Source organism: Shewanella litorisediminis, assembly GCF_016834455.1.
GTDB classification, from domain to species: domain Bacteria; phylum Pseudomonadota; class Gammaproteobacteria; order Enterobacterales; family Shewanellaceae; genus Shewanella; species Shewanella litorisediminis.
In genome coordinates this window covers 130,813-148,823 of sequence record NZ_CP069213.1, presented here as the reverse complement: position 1 = coordinate 148,823, position 18,011 = coordinate 130,813, and the positions used below count along the sequence as shown (strand labels likewise).

Sequence of the window (18,011 nt, the reverse complement as noted above, 5' to 3'; positions counted from 1 at the left end):
CGGGTGAAGTTACATTCTCAGGGCGGGGTGAAATTCCCCACCGGCGGTAAAGGGGCACCTTTGGGTGCCACAAAGCCCGCGAGCGCCTGCGAGCATGGTTTTGCGCAGGGTCAGCAGATCCGGTGATCCCGTTAACGGGTATTCCGGAGCCGACGGTGTTGTCTTGGTGCGGGGAGTCATCCCTGTCAGCCAGGCTCAGTCCGGATGGGAGAGAATGGTCGAGATTATCCGGTTCTGGCACCGCCTCAGCCGCGTCTGACGCTGGCTGCCTGCAGTCTGTAAACTGTGGGCAGGGATAGCCATTACCGGCTTTCGCACCTTAACACCTTGCCATTTGGCACAGGTGTATCCTGCTATGCCCTGATCCAATAACCCTATGTGATTTAAGGAACTATTATGGATCAGATTCAAACATCCCCTTCACTGCTCGCGCAGTTCGGACAGCCACTAGCAAGGGTCGAAGCCGCACTCGATGCACTGCGCCGCGGCCAGGGCGTCCTTGTGGTCGACGATGAAGACCGTGAAAACGAAGGCGACCTGATTTTTGCCGCCGAGACCCTGACCAATGCGCAGATGGCCATGCTCATCCGCGAATGTTCGGGCATCGTGTGCCTGTGCCTGACCGATGAACGGGTTCGCCAGCTCGAACTGCCGCCCATGGTGGAGCACAACAGCAGCCAGTATGGCACCGCGTTTACCGTGAGCATTGAAGCCAAACAAGGGGTCACCACGGGCGTGTCTGCCGCTGACAGGGTCACCACCATCAAGGCCGCCATCGCCGATGGTGCCAAACCCGGCGATCTGGCCCGTCCCGGCCATGTCTATCCGCTGCGGGCACACCCTGCCGGCGTACTTGGACGCCGTGGTCATACCGAAGGCACAGTAGATCTGATGCGGCTGGCGGGGCTTAAGCCCTTTGGTGTTTTATGTGAGCTGACCAACCCCGATGGCACCATGGCGCGTTTGCCGGAAATCATCGCCTTCGGCCAGGTTCACCAAATGCCGGTCCTCAGCATTGAAGACCTGGTGCTCTACCGTGAGGCTCTGATGGGCCAAAGCGCCTGACGCCAGTTGGATCATCAGGAGTCCTGGTCAGGACTACCCCGATAAAGGCGACCCGTGGTCGCCTTTTGATGTTAAGGACACATGCACAGATTCAGCCAGCAGCGCCCGCTACGGTTCTCGCCATTGCCCCCTCTATACCAAGGCCAACCCGGTAAAACGCCATCACGGTTGGCATCTTCAGTATCCCCTTAGCATCCTGTGACCAAAAACCGAACAATTACTCTGGAACACACAGTTTTTTCATGGCTTTTGTGATGTGGATTAGAAATCCTTGAACTAGTGGTCGCCCCCCGGTCGACGGCTGTGTTAATTGTTTGCGACTCAATAGCCCCGGCAAGGAAGACTTAGGGGAAAATTTCGAATCACCATGGAGTTCTTTTGCAAATGGCCTCGCTGCATGACTACAGCCTCAGACAGAAGCTAATCCTGTTTGCAGTTCTGCCTATTCTCACCCTGGCTCTCTTTGGCATCATTCGCGCAATGGGCCTGCATCAAGAATTTCAAACTGCCAGTCGCAATGCTCTCGCCATTCAAATCAGCGGCCAAACCGCCGAACTCGTGTATGCGTTGCAGAACGAGCGCAGCCTGAGTCTGAACTATCTCAGTGACAAACCCACTACAACGGAAATGGATCTCAGGGCGCAACAGGCCAAAACCGATCTGAGTTATCGTCATTTGCTGCAAAGCCACGCTCTGGAAAAATTCCACGCGGGTCTGACCAACGACGAGGCCAAGAACTTCAACGAGGTCATGACCAATATCAAGACCAGTGCCAATCGTCTGCCCCTGGTACGCCAGGCTCTGGCGCAGCGGCAATGGGATGAACCCGGTTTTTTCAATCGTTTCAATGATGAACTCCTGCTGCTCATCAATCAGTTGCAGCACCAGACCGATGATGCGGCTCAGTCACGGGCTTATTCCGATCTCTTGCTGGTCTTGAGAATTCAGGAACTGGCGGCGCGGGAACGGGGGCTGATGACACGACTGCTGAGCGCCAACACCCTGGAGTTATCATCGTTTAACCAATTGGAAACCCTGATAAAAGAGCAGGACCATGGTGAAAACCTGGCGCTGGATACCTTTGAAGAACAGCACCGAGTGCTGCTGCAAAAGCTGCAATATTCCCTGCCCAGCCAGCAGGTAGAGAACATCCGGGCACAGGTGGCGCAGCAACGTAACATCAGCCAATTGGCCTGGGAGATGTCTGACAGTCTGGGGTATGGCGGGCTAATCCACTGCTTTAAAAATTTCCTGCTGCGGGGTGATGAGGATTACGCCACCCAATTTACCACCAAGTGGGAAGCCATGAGTCTGTTGCTGGCCAAACTACAGGCCTTGCCCAACCTCAGCCCGGTACAGCGTGATGCCATCGATGAAATCAAACAAACCTTGCTGCGCTACCACACAGGCATACCCAAGATACGCCAGCTGCGAGCCTCGGGCGTACCTGTGCAAACCATTGATGCCAGAGTGCGGGTGGATGACTCCCATCTGAGAAGCGCCCTGGATACCCTGAGATACCCGGCGCCCCCGGTGAAAGCCAGCCTTTGGTGGGAACTGGCCAACGAGCGCACCGCGATGCTGCAGGACATGGCGCGCAGTATTGCCGCCCATATCCAAGGCCTCAGTCAGTACCAGATGAAGATATCGCTCATCTATATCGGGATCTATGCGGCATCGGCCCTGCTTACCCTGATACTCTCCCTGCTGCTGGGGCGTAAAATCACCGCCAGCTTTATGGGAAAAATCGAAAGCATTGCCTCGGACATGCAAAAAATGGCCGACGATCCCAAGCTGGAGCTGACGATCAAAACCAAGGGCAGCGATGAAATTGCCGCCATGGCCGAAGCCATGAACAAGATGCTCAAGGAGCGTAAAAAGTACCGTCAGGCTCTGGTGCGTGCCGCCGCGGTATTTGAATATTCTGCCGAGGGCATCATGGTGACCGATGCCGACAACCATATCGAACTCATTAACCCGGCCTTCAGTCAAATCACCGGTTACAGTATCGACGAAGTCAAAGGCCGCAACCCCTCGATTCTCAGCTCGCACCGCAATCCACCACATCTTTACGACGCCATGTGGGAGTCGCTGCGCAGCACAGGAAAATGGGAAGGCGAAATCTGGAACCGCCGTAAGGACGGCGAAGTGTATCCCGAATATCTGGCCATCACCCTGGTGCGCGATGATGAAGGGCGGATAGTGCACCATATTGGCCTCTTTATGGACATCAGCCGCCGAAAACAGTACGAGCAGGACATTTGGTACAAGGCCAACTTCGATGCCCTCACAGACTTGCCCAACCGCAAGCTGTTATCGGAGCGACTCGGCCATGAGCTGAAAATGGCCGAACACGATGGGCGCAAGCTGGCGGTGATGGTATTGGATCTCGACAGATTCAAGTACATCAATGATACCCAGGGCCACGATTGTGGCGACCTGCTGCTTAAAGCCGTGGCCAAGCGATTACAAACCGTCATGGGCTCCACCGACTTTATTGCCCGTCTCGGCGGCGATGAATTTGCGATAGTGCTGCCCCGTCTGGGGCAGGAACATGCCGTGGAGCAATATGCCAAACGGCTGCTGCAATCCATGGCAGACCCTTTCAAGGTCGAGCAAGGCTCGGTGTCTGTGTCGGCCAGCCTGGGGATAGGTCTGTACCCGCAGGATGGACTGGATGTGGAAACCCTGCTCAGTAATGCTGAAACCGCTATGTATGGGGCCAAGGACGAAGGGCGCAATCACTTCAAATACTTCACCCAGGAAATGAACCTGGCGCTGATTGAGCGCCTGGGTATGGAGCGGGACTTGCGCCGGGCCGTGGCCAACGACGAGTTTTGTTTGTTCTACCAACCCGTGGTGGACATGGAAAGCGGCGAGGTCACCTCACTGGAGGCACTGCTTCGCTGGCAGGATCCCGAGCAGGGTCTTGTCTCACCGGTTCGCTTTATTCCGGTGGCAGAAGACATGGGATTGATGGGCGAACTGGGCCAGTGGGTGATGGACAAGGCGCTGGCCGATTTGGCCCGTTTGCATGCCATGGGGTTTGGTTTGAGCATGGCTATCAACGTGTCAGCGTGCCAGTGTCACTGTAAGCGCCAGAGCCTGGATGAACAGCTCAGAAGCGCACTGTCCCGCCATGGTATTGCGCCCCGCCATCTGCATGTGGAAATTACCGAGAGCCTGCTGCTGGACAACAGTCATCACTGTCTGGAAACCCTGAACAATATTCGTGACTTGGGCTGCGCCATCTATCTGGACGATTTCGGCACTGGGTATTCGTCCCTGAGCTACCTGAAAAAATTCCCTATTTCTGCCATCAAAATCGATAAAAGCTTTGTAGAGCAGCTGCCGGGTTGCGAGTCAGATGCCAGTCTTGTGCGTGCCATCGTTAACATGGGTAAGTCACTGGGCATGAAACTGGTGGCAGAGGGGATAGAATCCAAAGATCAACAGGCCTTTTTGCAGGCGCTGGGCAGCCAGTTCGGTCAGGGCTATCTCTATTCACGCCCCCTGCCCTTTGATGAATTGCTGCCGTGGCTGGAGCGCCGCCAACACAGCTCATCGGATGGATTTGCCTGTCAAAACAGTTAAAAAAAGCGGCCAATGGCCGCTTTTTCGTTTCAGCGCTGCATTACTGCGCGGAAGGTTTCATGATGCTTTCGGCCTCTTGGGTCGCCAGCATGGCCAAATCTTTATCGATAAAGAACAGGGCCTTGCCATCTTCACCAACCAGGCGGATTTTATCGACAATACTCTTGAACAGCTTCTCTTCTTCGTGCTGCTCAGCCACATACCACTGCAGAAAATGGAAAGTAGAGTAGTCCTGAGTCGAAAAGGCAACATGGGCCAGTTCATTGATTTTACGGGTGATGGTCTGCTCGTGCTCGTAGGTATACTCGAACAGTGACAGTAAAGACGTAAACTCGGCTCTGGGTGCAGCAATGGCACCAATCAGCGGCACACCACCGGTTTCGCTGACATAGGTAAACAGGCGGCGCATGTGGCCCATTTCTTCATCGGCATGGGCACGCATAAAGTGGGCGGCCCCTTCAAACCCCTTATCCTCACACCAGGCACTCATCTGCAGATACAGATTGGAAGAGAAAAATTCGAGGTTAATCTGCTCATTGAGCTTTTCAATCATGGTGGCAGCCAGCATTGTTGCGTCCTTCATACGTCTTTTTCATGAATCGGCATTGTCACCAAGGCAGTCTCAAAGATCAATAAAATTTACCTAAATCAATGATTTTCAAATAGTAACACTTATCATTATTGCTGATGCTCAAGTTACATTTGCTTACCAAGCAAACATGTTCTGTTTACATATAGCCACTAAGCTGCTTTGCATAACTATGCCAAGTGCGCCACAACATGAACCTGACCCACGCCAGCACGCAAAACCCCGCCGCCACCACAGTGGCGCTGATGCTGATCCTGATGTTTGGCCTGCTTGCCATCGCCAAGTTGCCGATACAGCTGCTGCCCAACATAGAACAACCCCAGATTTCCGTCTTCAACAACTGGCGTGCTGCGGCGCCCCAGGAAATGGAGTCCAATATCATAGAGCCCCAGGAAAACGTGCTCAGGCAGGTCCCCGGGGTTCAGGAAATGACATCCAATATTTCCCAGGGTTTTGGTGGCATTACGCTCACCTTCGAGGTGGGCACCAATATGCAGGAGGCGATGATTAACGTCATCAACGCCCTCAATCAAACGCCCCCCAGACCGCTGGATGCGGGCGAGCCCTTTATCAACGTGGGCGGCGGCAACGGCGGTACCCCCAATCTGGCATCGCTGCTGATTTACACCCTGCCGGATAATCCGCAAACCGACTTATCCCAGTACCAAAAGCTGATTGACGATCTGGTGGAGCCCAGGCTGAGGCAGATAACCGGCGTCGGCGCCGTGCAGCTGCAAAGTGAATTGCCCAAAGAGCTGCACATTGAGTTCGACCCCTTTCGGGCGGCCGCACTGGGCATTACCCTGGACCAGCTCAGAAGCACCATTTCCCGCGCGGCAGACATCTCCGGCGGCACCGCCAAGGTAGGGCGACGGGAATACACGGTACGCTTTGCCGGCCAATATCGCCCCGAGACACTGGGGCAACTCATAGTGGCCTACAATGCCGGTCGCCCCGTGTATCTGCATGAGCTGGCTGACATTCGGGTCACCACCGCCGAGCAGCGAGGCTTCACCAAGCGCAACGGCTACCCCGCATACTACATCACCCTGCAAGGCACCTTCGATGCCAACACCGTTGAAGCACTGGATGGGGTCAATCAGGCCATCCAAGAGCTGAATCGGGACGTACTCAATCCCCGGGGGCTGACGCTTGAGCTGTCCTTCGATGCCTCGGTCCATATCAAACGCGCCATCCTGCTGGTCAAAGGCAATCTGGGCATAGGGGTGCTGCTGGCGCTGCTGATTTTGTATGGCTTTTTGCGGGATATCCGCGCCACCCTGATGATTGGGGTCACCATCCCACTTGCGCTGCTGATAGCCTTTATCACCCTCGAAGCCATGGGCAGAACCCTGAATATCATTTCACTGGCGGGGCTCGCCTTTGCGGTGGGGCTGGTGCTGGATGCGGCCATCATAGTGCAGGAAAACATCGTCAGGTTGCGGCATCAGGGCATGGCGCTGGCTCAGGCGGTACTCGCTGGTACGGCACAGGTTAAAGGCGCGCTGCTGGCCTCCACAGCCACAACGGTGGCCATCTTTTTGCCGGTACTCTTTATGCCCGGCGTGGAGGGACAACTCTTTTCGGATTTGGCCCTGACTCTCTCGGTGGCCGTAGTGTCCTCTTTTATCAGCGCCATCAGCGTTATCCCCATGCTGAACATGCTGTGGCTCAAAACCGATACCCGGCAAAATGGCAAAGACTATTGGCAGCCGCTGAGTGCCTGGGTAAAACGCCTTACCCTCAGCCGCAGGCTCGCGGCCTTCTGGTGTGCGCTGCTGATTGTGGGCACCAGTGCCCTGAGCCTGCTGCTGATGCCCAGGGTCGACTTTTTGCCCCAGGCCAGTGGCGATGGCATTTATACTTTTTTCTCCCTGCCCCCCGGCGCCAACATAGATGCCATGGAAACCGAGTTGGGCACCCGCCTTATCAGCAGGCTGAAACCCTATTACGACAAGGAAAAACAGCCGTATATCAAGGGCTATAACTTCTCGGTATTCGGCGCATTCAACGTGCTCTTTATCTACCCGGAAGACCCGACCCGTATCGATGAGATGCTGGGGCTGCTGAATAATGAAATCCTCAAAGACCTGCCGGACACCCAGGCGTTTCCCAATCGCAGCACCCTGCTCAATTTTGGTTTTAACGGCGGCCGCGCCATTAATATCGACCTGATAGGGCCGGATATGGAGCAGCTGATGTCGGTGGCATCGGCGGCCATGCCCCTTATCAACAACGCCATGCCCGGCGCCGTGGTGCGCCCCATTCCGGGACTGAGTCTGGCACAGCCCGAGCTGCAACTGATACCGGATGAACACAGGCTTGCCCAGGCCGGGGCGGATCGCACTCAGATCGCCAACGCCATCCGTGCCTACACCTCGGGCCTGTGGGTGGGCGAGTATTTCGACGGCAACGAACGCATGGATGTGCTGCTCAAGGGCCCCGAATGGCAATACCCGGAACAGCTGGCGGCCACACCGGTATACACCCCGGGGGCAGGCGTGCAGACCATAGGCGAACTCGCCACCATTCAGCGCACCGTCGGGCCAACCCAGCTGCAGCGGGTCAATGGCCGCCGGGCCATCTCGCTGCTGGTTATTCCGCCCCAGAATCTGTCCATGGATGAAGCCATGGAACAGCTCAACGGCGGTACGCTGGATGAGATCCGCGCCCTGCTGCCCGACGACGGCTCGCTGGCGTTTCGCGGCACCGCCGACCGCCTAAGCCACACCATCATGCAAATGGGCACCAACTTTCTGATGGCGGTGGTTATCCTGTTTTTGTTGATGGCAGCCCTGTTCAAGTCAGTTAAAGACAGCCTGCTGGTGATCCTCTCCATGCCAATGGCGATTTGCGGTGGTGTGTTGAGCCTGAGACTGCTGAATCTTTTCAGCTTCCAGAGCCTGGATTTGCTCACCATGATTGGCTTTATCATCCTGCTGGGACTGGTGGTCAACAACGCCATCCTGCTGGTGGACCAAACCCGTCAGGGTAGCCGCGAAGGTCTGTCACTGGACGATGCCATCTATCAGGCGGTGGCCACCCGTGCCCGCCCCGTGTACATGAGTACCCTCACCAGCATTTTTGGCATGCTGCCCCTGATGTTGGTACCCGGTGTGGGCAGTGAAATCTATCGTGGTCTTGCAGCCGTGATAGTGGGCGGCATGACCTTCAGCGCCCTCTTCACCCTCGTTCTCATGCCCAGCCTGCTTCGCCTTACTGCCACCCCAACCCCCAGCACGAACGTTCTGACACATGAGGTAACTCAATGACTTATTTTAAAACTGCCCTGCTGGCTATGGCGCTGATCCTCTGTGTTCCAGCGCTGGCGGCAGATGAGCGTTCGGTTGGGGTAGCGACTGTGCAGCAGCGCCCCCTGTCACCCAAACTCATGGTGGTAGGCACTGTGCACAGTCGCAGCCTGGCGCAGCTGACCACGGGTGTTGCCGGAAAGCTTGAATGGGTGCAGGAAGCAGGCACCCGGGTGGCTGTCGGCGAGGTGGTGGCCCGTCTGGATGCCACGCCGCTGACGCTGCAACTGGCCGAGCAACAGGCACTGGTCAAGCGGGAAGAAATTGCACTGGCACGCCTCGAGAGAAATCTCACCCGACTGGAGCGGCTTGCCGCCAGCCAAAGCATTTCCCGCACCGAGATCGACGACACCCGCTCCGAGCGGGACCTGGCCAAAAGCAGTCTGGAGCTGGCCAAAGTCAGGCTGGATATCATCCGTGACAATCTGGCCCGCACCCAGCTTAAGGCGCCCTTCGGTGGCATTGTTATCGCCCGAAGCCATCAGGCCGGCGAAGATGTTGGCCCTGCTGAGCCTGTGCTGACCATCACAGACCCGGATCATCTGGAAATCCGACTCCATGCCCCCCTGAAGCACAGCCGCAGGGTGAATGCCGGGGATGAGCTCAAGGTGTACCACAGCAACGGCGAATTCAGTGCCCGCATCCGGACCCTGATCCCCGTATCGGATGTGCGAAGCCAAACCTTTGAAGCCCGACTCGACCTGCCAGAGGCCATGGCGCGTGAAATCAACATTGGTGAACTGGTGTCCATGGCCCTGCCCATAGCACCGGCGACCCTGACTACCCTGGTTCCCCGGGATGCACTGGTACTGCGCTCCAGCGGCGCCAGTGTGTTTCGTGTCACCGCCGGGCAAACAGCGGAGCGTATCCCTGTGACCCTGGGAGACGGTGAAGGCCCCTGGATAGCGGTTCGGGGCGAACTCAGCGCCGGTGACAGCGTGGTCATCCGCGGCGCCGAGACCCTGACCGACGGCGTGAAACTCACCGTGCAGCAGGCGGCAGCCCAGGCCACGGCCAGCGCCAAATAGCCATTTCGACCCAATCCAGACAGGCAAAGGTGAGCAAATTCACACTTTTTGCCTGTCTGGATCATACAGTTACCCCACCATGCCATGGCATAATGGCGGCCTTACATCCAAGCAAACCAATCCCAGGGAGCCTGAATGCCCAGCCATGATCCATGCAGTAAACCCGGACTTATGCATCCGGATGAGGCCATCAAGAAACTGCTCGAGCAGGTCAATACCATTTCAGATACCGAGGTGGTTACTCTGAACCACGCCCTGGGAAGGGTTCTGGCCGAAGACTTGAAAAGCCAGCTGGACTTGCCCCCGTTCGATAACGCTGCCATGGACGGATACGCCTTCCGCTTTGCCGACTTGGCCCCATGCAATGGGGTGCTGACCCTCAAGGGACAGTCCTTCGCAGGCCATCCATTTAAAGGCCAGGTGGGCACCGGAGACTGTGTACGCATCATGACAGGCGCCCCGATCCCGGCAGGCCTCGATACTGTGCAGATGCAGGAAGAAACCCGGGTCGATGGTGAACGCATCCATATCACAGCCCCCAAAGCCGCTGGCGAGCATGTGCGCCGCCGCGGCGAAGAACTCAAGGCGGGCGATACTGTGCTTTGCTCCGGTGTACGCATTCGCGCCGCAGAGCTTGGGGTACTGGCCACCGTTGGCATCAGCCAGGTCAGGGTATTTCGTACCCTCAAGGTCGCCTTTTTCTCCACAGGTGATGAGCTCAGACCCGTTGGCAGCGAGCTGGCACCGGGACAGATTTACGATTCCAACCGCTACTCCATTCGCGGGTTGCTGGAAAAATCCGGTTTTGAATGGCTGGATCTCGGAGTGGTACCTGATAGCCCCGAAGCCATCCGACAAGCCTTTCGCGAAGCGGCGAGCCGCGCCGATGTGGTGCTGACCTCGGGCGGAGTGTCTGTGGGTGAGGCCGACTTCACCAAACAAATTCTGGACGAAGAAGGGCAAATCACCTTCTGGAAACTCGCCATCAAACCCGGTAAACCCTTCGCCTGTGGTCGTATCGGTAAGGCCTTGTTTTGCGGCTTGCCCGGCAACCCTGTGTCATCCATGGTGACCTTCCATAAATTGGTATGGCCCATGCTGCGCAAAATGCAGGGTATGCCCCAGCGCCCCGCCCTGTTGGTGGAAGCCCAGCTGGCAAGCCCCATTCGCCGCCAGCCCGGACGGGTTGAATATCAGCGCGGCGTACTGACGCGGGAAGAGAACGGATTGAAGGTACGCACCACAGGTGGCCAGGGGTCGGGCATGCTGACCTCCATGAGCCTGGCCAACTGCTTTATCCACTTGCCCCAGTTTCAGGGCAGTCTGGAGGCCGGTGATACCATCCTGGTTGAACCCTTCGACAGCATTTTGGATTAAACCCAATGACCGACGACATACTCACAGACACCGAACTGCTGCGCTACAGTCGCCAGATCTCCATCAAATCCATGGATATCGAAGGGCAGGAAAAACTCAAGCAGGCACGGGTGCTGGTGATAGGCGCCGGCGGCCTTGGCTGCGCCGCGGCCCAATACCTGGCGGTGGCCGGTGTTGGTGAGCTGACCCTGGTGGACTTTGATACCGTGGAGCTGTCCAACCTGCAGCGCCAGGTACTGCACAGGGACAACCGCATCGGCATGCTCAAGGTGGAATCGGCCAGGCTGGCACTCAACGAGCTCAATCCCCATGTGAAAATAAATCCCGTTGGCCGGGTGCTGGACGATCCCGAAATAGCCGCGCTGGTGGCAGACCATACGCTGGTGCTGGACTGCACCGACAATGTGGCAGTGCGACAGCAGCTGAATCTGGCGTGCTTTGCCCATAAGGTGCCACTGGTCTCGGCCGCCGCCATCCGCATGGAAGGCATGATCACCGTGTTTGACTATGGGGCGGGCAGCCCCTGTTATCAGTGCTTCGCCAGCCTGTTTGGTGAGCAGCAACTGACCTGTGTCGAGTCGGGTATTCTGGCTCCCGTGGTGGGATTAATGGGATGTTTACAGGCGGTTGAGGCCATCAAGCTTATTGCGGGTATGGGCAAGCCGCTGCTGGGACGCCTTCTGATGGTGGATGCCATGACCATGGAAATGCGTCAGATGATGCTGCCGGCTCAGCCAAATTGCCCTGTTTGCGGCGGCACATCTGCTTAAACTCCCGGCTGGGCGGCCTCTTCAGTAAAATGGTTTGGGGTCAACATCCAGGCTGGATGGGGAGATGCCCCGCTCAATGTTCAAATCTGACTTGAGCAGGTCGACAAAATTCACTTCGGTGTAGCGTCTGTGCTTGAGCGAGTAAAAGCATTTCACAATGGGGCTTAAGGCATCCCTGTCTTTGGCTTCCCAGACGATGCCTACGCGCCCGTCTGAAAGTTCCACCAGCGAGCCCACCGGGTATACACCGATACAGCGAATAAACTCGTACACCAGTTCGGTGTCCAGGTGGAACGGGGTCAGGCTCAGCAAAATCTTAAAGGCGGCTGCCGGGCTCATGGCTTCTTTGTAACAGCGGGTGGCAGTCAAGGCATCGAAGATATCCACGATACAGGACATACGGCCATGGAGGGGTATTTCATCGCCTTTCAGTCCACGTGGATAGCCGCGTCCGTCAAGCTTTTCATGGTGCATCAGGCACACATCTTTTGAGACCTGCGACAGGTCCGCGGCTTCGGCCATGATATCGAGCGCATAAAACTGATGCAGTTTCATGTGCTCAAATTCTTCCGGTGTCAGCTTGGCGGGCTTATGCAATATCTTGTTATCAACCTTGATTTTACCAATGTCGTGCAACACCCCGCCCACAGCCATCTGCTTTAAGGTGTCACGGTCAAGGTTTAAATACTTACCAAAGGTTACCAGCAAAAAGGCCACATTCACCGAATGTTCCAGCAGATAAGCGTCTTTGTCTCGCAATGCCGATACACACTTGAGGGCGTCATCATCGAGCATGATGGACTCAATCATGTTGTCGGCCAGCGCCTCAAAAGGCGCTACTTCAATGGCTTTGCCTTCGAAGGTTTCTGACAATACCTTGCGGATAAGCTCCTTGGCTTCATTGAGGAGTTTTTTGGCTTGGGTTTGGCGTAGATCGCGGTTGGCACGGGAAGGGCGCACAGCTCCGGCAGCAAGCGCAGTAGCACCCTGGGGAGATTTGGGTTTGAGGCCGGATTCGTCGGAGGAGCGCTGCACATCGACCCAAACGTGGTGAATACCGCTTTTCACCAGCTTGGCGATGGTCTCCTGGCTCTTGATTTGTCCTGCATTGGCGACGGCGACCCTGCCGTTATTTTCAATGGCCGCCACAAACATGCCACGGGTGAGCTTGCTGACAGGTAACTTTAACAATTCGGCTTCAGATGCCCTTTCGGCCATGTCACTCACCCCCAACGTCAACAATGAAAGCCCGAGTATAATGCCAAGCCACACAAAAGCAGCCTGCCCGGCGCCCTGACGGCCTATTTATCGTTATATATGGCCAAGCCCCGGGGTTCGCATTGTATGACGGCCGACAGCACCTTTCCAGCATTTACGCAAATCCTTTTGTAGCATTTTTAAGCAGAATGGCGCTGATTGCATCTCCCGGGATTAAGCGGAGTTGTTGGTGGGAATGCCTTTGAGATACAGACACTGAAAACTGGCCTGCTGCCGACGCTGCATGCAACAAGTCACCCGGGACAGGGAAACATCATCGAGCTACTCATCACAGTCGTCAGGAAAATGCCATGCAGGCTACAAGGACAGATACCGATGGGGCATGGCAGCCGGCTTTACTCCATAAACCAGAATTTCAGCGGCGACCTTGAGGAAAGACTCGAGGCTCACTCAGGGGATTGTCCGTCGTGGCCGCGAAAAAAGTGAAAGGCGCGAGAGTGTAAAAGCAGAAGGTTTGAGTGTGGTTCAGACTCTTTGCCTCGCGCAAAAACAATTCAATTTCAGAGGCCTGAAGGTCCTGCCCAAGCAAAAGAGTGACAAAAGCTTCCGCCATTCGACAGATTGGCAACACCTCCAGAGTCAAGATTACCCCACTGGAAATTTTGTCCGGCTGCTTTTCGCAATCCGGGCCAAAGCGAGGTTGATCACAAAATGCGGTACATTTGAGGAGCGGCGCACAAATTCAGCAAAGACTCATATAGCTTTTTGGCGTCATTCACAGCTTGGTGCCTGGACGATTGACACCGACAGCCATGCTATTTAACGTTGGGTAACAACAATAAAAGCAGTGTGTTGCGTACCGACCGGAGACCCTTTTTGTCAGTCATGTCCCTGCCCGATGCCTTGCTGTCACTCGAGGCAAAAATTCAGCATCTCAGCAAAACCCAAAGCAGTGAGCCTTTGGTACAGCTGACAGAGGCAGTGTCTGCCTTGCCATTGATATCCTGGCTGGCTTCTCAGGAGCTGTATCCCAGGATCTACTGGCATGGCCGCGACAAAGAAGAAGAGGTTGCTGCCATAGGTTGCACCTGTGATTTTTTCTTCGATGACAGGGTGGCCGATCAGCAGCTGGCAGAGGTTTACCAACGTCAGCGCTCTTTGAGCTACAACCAAAGTATCCGCTATTACGGCGGTGTGGCCTTTGACCGTGAGGTGGAAGGCTGGCCTGAGTTTGGCCGTGCCCGTTTTGTCTTGCCGCGCATTGAGCTGCGCCGCAGCGGCAAAGATTTCAGGCTGCTGCTGAACCTGAATTTTGATGGCAACGACAGGCATGACGAATGTCAGGCCGCGCTGCAGGCCCTCAAGGCCCTCAAGCGTCCTCGCCCCCTGACACCACCCGGCAAGGTGAATGTACTGGGGCGCAGTGAATATCCCGAATACCCCCGCTGGCAGCAACTGGTGGAGCAGGTGACAGCGGAGAAATTTAACCGGCACACCCCCAAGGTCGTGCTCTCCCGGCTGTCACAGCTGGAAATCAACGATCCTGTAGACCCCTGGATGGTACTGGCCTGCTGGCAGGGCCGTTGTCCCAGCAGCTTTCAGTTTGGGTTTCAGTTTTCAAAAGACAGGACCTTTATTTCCTGCTCGCCCGAGCGGCTATATCTGCGTCGGGGGCAGGAACTCTTCACCGAGGCGCTCGCCGGCACCACGCTGCGCGGCCTGACTCAGGAAGAAGACGAGCTGCTTGCAAAACAGTTGCTGGAAGACAGTAAAAACAGCCACGAGAATCAGCTCGTTCGTCAACACATAGTCGAAAACCTCTCCCCCCTCAGTCACTATGTGGGGGCGGAAGAGTCGCCACGCATCTTTAAGCTGCCCCACATCCAGCATTTACACAGGGCCATTCGCGCTGAGCTGAAGCCCGGCATCAATGACTTTCAGCTGCTGCTGGCCTTGCACCCCACGCCAGCGGTCGGTGGCCTGCCAAGGCCCAGCGCCCTGAGTTTTATTCGTCAGCAGGAAGGGTATAACCGGGGTTGGTACGCAGGCGCCTGTGGCTATCTTAATCGCCATGAGAGTGAATTTTCGGTGGCCATTCGCAGTGCATTGATTGAGCCGGGACGCATCAACCTGTTTGCCGGTGCAGGCATAGTGGCGGGTTCAGACCCGGAAGCCGAATGGCAGGAACTGGACAATAAGCTCGCCACCATCCTATCGATTCTGGTGGAGCTTTAGCACAGCATTCCACCACCCGAGCATGCGGTTTCGCCTTGCTCTCTCAAACCTGAGGCTTTATGGACAGGTTCAGGGGATTAATCCCAGCTTCCGCTGTGTTGCCTCAAAGAGTCGCTGCTGCAACCCAGAGGCTATTGCCTCCTGATGTGCCTCATCAAATCTGAGTTTGAGAGATTCGCCAAAGCGGGTGTCTGCAAAGCCAAAATACACAGCCGCACTCACCACATCATCCACAATCACAAAGTTTGGCCGGCTATCCAATAGCTTGGCGGCGTTTTCCATGCCTGGTCTGTAGTCCAGCACCGCATCGATACGGCCATCGTTGAGCCGCTGCAACATATCACTCAGGCTGCTGCTTTCTTCGTAGTACATGGGGTATGGAATGAGGCGATCAAAGCCGTAGGCGATATAGGCCTGAACCTTGCGCAGGTTTAAACTCTCAAGCCCCTGCCAGTCGCGTGCCATGGCGGGCGTCAGCGCCACATCCACAGTATCCATCTCCACGGCAGCATCGCTGTATAGCCCCCTGCGCAAATCGCCCTGATAAACCCCAAGGACTATGTCGGCCTTGTCATGCTGCAATAGCTGAATACTGCGGGCAAAGGGCACAACAGTCACCTTGAGTTGCCACTCAGGGGATGGAAAGGCCTGGCGGAGAATTTCAAAGTAGTAACCTTCTCCCTGGGCATTGGCGTAACCCATCCAGGCCGCAGTAACAACCCGCACTTCTACGGGCGCGGCAGGCACAGCCAAGCTAAGCGCCCACATCAGTATCCCAAGCCAGACAGATTTTAATCCCATGCCCCAGTCTCCCGCCCACGGCCATGCTGTACAGCGGTATCGCCAGTGGTAATGTCAGAGCATTAAGTGTAGTGGAAGCAGGAGCGAGCGGCGATTTTGTGCGCTTTTTCCTTGCGTTCCGGGCTACCATTCTTATAATGCGCAGCCCGGCCGACAACTGAGTACAGACTCGGCCATACACAGGCACTATGCCCAGCCACTAAGGCACGGCGCCACTTGTTCCATTGCGGGTTCCCTCACCCCGCCTAACCCAATAAAAAGGCCACAATATGTTGCAGTTATCTCACGCGCAGTACAGGCGCGCCCTTTTGCTGTTGGCTGGATTTCACATTCTGGTTATCAGTGCCAGTAACTATCTGGTTCAACTTCCTTTTCAGCTGTTTGGCTTTCACACCACCTGGGGTGCTTTCAGTTTTCCCTTCGTGTATCTGGCGACCGATCTGACGGTTCGGATTTTCGGCCAGCAAGCCGCCCGTGGCATTATTTTCCGTGCCATGATGCCTGCGCTGCTCATATCCTATTTTATGGGCGTGCTCTTTCATCAGGGTCAGTGGCAGGGCGGCGCGGCCGCCATGGAGTTCAACAGCTTTGTCTTCCGTATCGCCTTTGCCTCCTTCGCAGCCTACTTGGTAGGGCAACTGATGGACATCAGGGTATTTGACCGTCTTCGTCAAAGCCGCCGTTGGTGGGTGGCGCCGGCCGCATCGACCCTCATCGGCAATCTGTTGGATACCCTGGTGTTTTTCAGTGTTGCCTTCTATGCCTCCACCGATGCCTTTATGGCCGAACACTGGGTTGAGATTGCCACCGTGGACTACGGCTTTAAGTTGCTGGTAAGCCTCGCTCTTTTCTTGCCCGCCTACGGTATGCTGCTGCGCATCCTGCAGGACAGGATCCTGGCAACCGAGGCCCGGCAGCAAATCTGCTGATCCAACTGGCCAGACCTGTTATAATGCGGCGCTTTTTTGTTCAGCCGTCGCGGGGCGACGGCATCTTCACCGGGAGAAAAAGATGTACTCCATTAAGATACAGGCCGTTACCCAACTGACGCTGGCCGACGCCCAAATCACTGCTGGCTTGATGCAACAAATCCCTGAATTTGATGCCCCTGTCAGCGGTGAAGCCATGTTGGAACGTATTGGCGATGCACCAGCCCTGTTGCTGCTTTGCTATGTTGAAGGTGAATTGGCAGGCTTTAAACTGGGTTATCAGAGGGCGCCGGGAGCCTTCTACAGCTGGCTTGGCGGTGTATTGCCGGACTACCGGAAACTGGGGCTGGCACAGCAGATGCTGGATGTTCAGGAACGTTGGGCCACTGAGCAGGGTTACAGCGAATTGAGCGTGAAAACCCTTAACCGCTTTGGAGCCATGCTGGCAATGTTGGTGCAAAACCGCTATCAGATCACCGACCTTAACGGCGCCGGATTGCCTCTGACCGAACACAAAATCAGTCTGCAAAAATCGCTTGTCTGAGAAAGGTGCAGAAATAACTTGCAAACGCAATTGATAATGATTATCGTTAACTTGCGTTCCAAAACTCATCCTTAACTGAAGCGAATTCTTCGGGTTATGGTGTTCCTGAGTTTGCATAGCACGACATTGCTCACACACTCATTTGGTGGCCGGGTCCTTGACCCGGCTCTTTTTTTATCTTTGGCGCTTGCCCATCTTTTACGTTATTAGCGCCAATTCACCCGCCTTGCCGACATCATCTCTACCGTCATCACCTTTCGTTTCCGGCAGCCGCCATTTCACTGCAACTTGCCGAGTGCTGTTAAGTGCCGCGTTGATATAGAGCGACACCTGAAGGTGCCTGGCGAGAATAAAGCGCTGCAGGTCTGAGGGTGCGAGGTTGGATTGCTTTGCATGAGTTGACTCAGTCGTAAACAGGCTAAGCCACAGTGAAGAAGCAGACGAGGCTACACTCAACAAGCAGGGTTTGAGCCGGGGATGCCGGACTTCAGGGCCAATGGCTGGCTTATGCTTGCCGGGAGTCAGGCAGATTATCCGGCTCCCTGGAGCG

At 55.8% G+C, this 18,011-nt stretch carries 12 protein-coding genes and 1 riboswitch; of the genes, 9 read left to right on the top strand and 3 right to left on the bottom strand.

The genetic code is table 11. The features are described from left to right. The first annotated feature begins 9 nt into the window (after positions 1–9). Positions 10–220, top strand: a riboswitch (FMN riboswitch). 176 nt (positions 221–396) lie between these two features. Beyond that, the gene (gene ribB / locus JQC75_RS00650; protein WP_203325648.1) at positions 397–1,065 is read left to right on the top strand and encodes a 3,4-dihydroxy-2-butanone-4-phosphate synthase; all 669 of its coding nucleotides are present in this window, start codon (positions 397–399) and stop codon (positions 1,063–1,065) included. A 384-nt stretch (positions 1,066–1,449) separates the two neighbouring features. Next, the gene (locus JQC75_RS00645; RefSeq protein ID WP_203325647.1) at positions 1,450–4,659 is read left to right on the top strand and encodes an EAL domain-containing protein; all 3,210 of its coding nucleotides are present in this window, start codon (positions 1,450–1,452) and stop codon (positions 4,657–4,659) included. Between the two features lie 40 nt (positions 4,660–4,699). Here JQC75_RS00645 and ftnA read toward each other — a convergent pair whose 3' ends face one another. After that, positions 4,700–5,227, bottom strand: a complete 528-nt coding sequence (gene ftnA / locus JQC75_RS00640; RefSeq protein WP_203327083.1) for a non-heme ferritin — start codon at positions 5,225–5,227, stop codon at positions 4,700–4,702. A gap of 212 nt (positions 5,228–5,439) precedes the next feature. Between ftnA and JQC75_RS00635 the strand changes: the two genes are divergently transcribed. From JQC75_RS00635 to moeB, 4 genes are all read left to right on the top strand, one after another. Next, the gene (locus tag JQC75_RS00635; protein ID WP_203325646.1) at positions 5,440–8,520 is read left to right on the top strand and encodes an efflux RND transporter permease subunit; all 3,081 of its coding nucleotides are present in this window, start codon (positions 5,440–5,442) and stop codon (positions 8,518–8,520) included. Next, the gene (locus JQC75_RS00630; RefSeq protein ID WP_203325645.1) at positions 8,517–9,587 is read left to right on the top strand and encodes an efflux RND transporter periplasmic adaptor subunit; all 1,071 of its coding nucleotides are present in this window, start codon (positions 8,517–8,519) and stop codon (positions 9,585–9,587) included. Before JQC75_RS00635 ends, JQC75_RS00630 begins: the two co-directional genes overlap by 4 nt. A gap of 135 nt (positions 9,588–9,722) precedes the next feature. Then, entirely contained in the window at positions 9,723–10,964 is a 1,242-nt protein-coding gene (moeA, locus tag JQC75_RS00625; protein ID WP_203325644.1) for a molybdopterin molybdotransferase MoeA, read from the top strand. Between the two features lie 5 nt (positions 10,965–10,969). Further along, positions 10,970–11,734: a molybdopterin-synthase adenylyltransferase MoeB gene (moeB, locus tag JQC75_RS00620; protein WP_203325643.1), complete on the top strand. Its 765-nt coding sequence runs from the start codon at positions 10,970–10,972 to the stop codon at positions 11,732–11,734. A 21-nt stretch (positions 11,735–11,755) separates the two neighbouring features. Here moeB and JQC75_RS00615 read toward each other — a convergent pair whose 3' ends face one another. Continuing rightward, the gene (locus JQC75_RS00615; protein ID WP_203325642.1) at positions 11,756–12,952 is read right to left on the bottom strand and encodes an HD-GYP domain-containing protein; all 1,197 of its coding nucleotides are present in this window, start codon (positions 12,950–12,952) and stop codon (positions 11,756–11,758) included. Between the two features lie 876 nt (positions 12,953–13,828). Here JQC75_RS00615 and JQC75_RS00610 point away from each other — a divergent pair. Further along, a complete protein-coding gene (locus JQC75_RS00610) occupies positions 13,829–15,187 on the top strand; it encodes an isochorismate synthase (RefSeq protein ID WP_203325641.1) in 1,359 nt (452 codons plus the stop codon). A gap of 69 nt (positions 15,188–15,256) precedes the next feature. On the opposite strand, the gene JQC75_RS00605 is transcribed toward JQC75_RS00610, so the two are convergent. Further along, a complete protein-coding gene (locus JQC75_RS00605) occupies positions 15,257–15,988 on the bottom strand; it encodes a substrate-binding periplasmic protein (protein WP_203325640.1) in 732 nt (243 codons plus the stop codon). A 269-nt stretch (positions 15,989–16,257) separates the two neighbouring features. Between JQC75_RS00605 and JQC75_RS00600 the strand changes: the two genes are divergently transcribed. Both JQC75_RS00600 and JQC75_RS00595 read left to right on the top strand, forming a co-directional pair. Next, entirely contained in the window at positions 16,258–16,917 is a 660-nt protein-coding gene (locus JQC75_RS00600) for a 7-cyano-7-deazaguanine/7-aminomethyl-7-deazaguanine transporter (RefSeq protein ID WP_203325639.1), read from the top strand. 82 nt (positions 16,918–16,999) lie between these two features. Next, complete coding sequence (locus tag JQC75_RS00595; protein ID WP_203325638.1) at positions 17,000–17,461, top strand: GNAT family N-acetyltransferase; 462 nt, start codon at positions 17,000–17,002, stop codon at positions 17,459–17,461. Positions 17,462–18,011: the final 550 nt, after the last annotated feature.

What these genes read in the sequence shown, in the direction of transcription:
- JQC75_RS00595 (WP_203325638.1), top strand. Translation starts at nt 17,000, where the DNA reads ATGTACTCCATTAAGATACAGGCCGTTACCCAACTGACGCTGGCCGAC.
- moeB (WP_203325643.1), top strand. Translation starts at nt 10,970, where the DNA reads ATGACCGACGACATACTCACAGACACCGAACTGCTGCGCTACAGTCGC.
- moeA (WP_203325644.1), top strand. Translation starts at nt 9,723, where the DNA reads ATGCCCAGCCATGATCCATGCAGTAAACCCGGACTTATGCATCCGGAT.
- ribB (WP_203325648.1), top strand. Translation starts at nt 397, where the DNA reads ATGGATCAGATTCAAACATCCCCTTCACTGCTCGCGCAGTTCGGACAG.
- JQC75_RS00630 (WP_203325645.1), top strand. Translation starts at nt 8,517, where the DNA reads ATGACTTATTTTAAAACTGCCCTGCTGGCTATGGCGCTGATCCTCTGT.
- JQC75_RS00600 (WP_203325639.1), top strand. Translation starts at nt 16,258, where the DNA reads ATGTTGCAGTTATCTCACGCGCAGTACAGGCGCGCCCTTTTGCTGTTG.
- ftnA (WP_203327083.1), bottom strand. Translation starts at nt 5,227, where the DNA reads ATGCTGGCTGCCACCATGATTGAAAAGCTCAATGAGCAGATTAACCTC.
- JQC75_RS00605 (WP_203325640.1), bottom strand. Translation starts at nt 15,988, where the DNA reads ATGGGATTAAAATCTGTCTGGCTTGGGATACTGATGTGGGCGCTTAGC.
- JQC75_RS00645 (WP_203325647.1), top strand. Translation starts at nt 1,450, where the DNA reads ATGGCCTCGCTGCATGACTACAGCCTCAGACAGAAGCTAATCCTGTTT.
- JQC75_RS00635 (WP_203325646.1), top strand. Translation starts at nt 5,440, where the DNA reads ATGAACCTGACCCACGCCAGCACGCAAAACCCCGCCGCCACCACAGTG.
- JQC75_RS00615 (WP_203325642.1), bottom strand. Translation starts at nt 12,952, where the DNA reads ATGGCCGAAAGGGCATCTGAAGCCGAATTGTTAAAGTTACCTGTCAGC.